This window comes from Photobacterium sp. DNB22_13_2 (genome assembly GCF_052873915.1).
Window position 1 is genome coordinate 1 of the sequence record NZ_JBNNXU010000138.1, and the last position, 271, is coordinate 271.

1 protein-coding gene is annotated in these 271 nt (G+C 67.2%); it reads right to left on the reverse strand.

From position 1 onward, the window contains the following. Positions 1-271: 2'-5' RNA ligase family protein (locus ACVA58_RS28120; protein ID WP_446513526.1), on the reverse strand; the 271-nt coding region annotated here is incomplete at both ends.

Consider the following 271-nt stretch of genomic DNA (forward strand, 5'->3'; position numbering starts at 1 on the left):
GGGCGGCATTGTCCACCGCGGCCAAGCATCGCGCAGTTGCCGCATGTGCGCCAACTCTCGCGAGCGTGACATGCGGGTGAAATGCTCGCGTTTCCGCGCGATAGCCGGCTTCGCGCGCGAGGGCCTCCAAGCGCGTCGCCATATCCTGCGCCCATATGGCGAACTTCGCGGTGACCACGATCACACGGGGGTGCGCTGGCGCTGGCCAGATTGCAACGCCGTCGATCGGCAGTGGCGCTGCATCCCGGGCGAGCATGTCGAACTGCTGCAG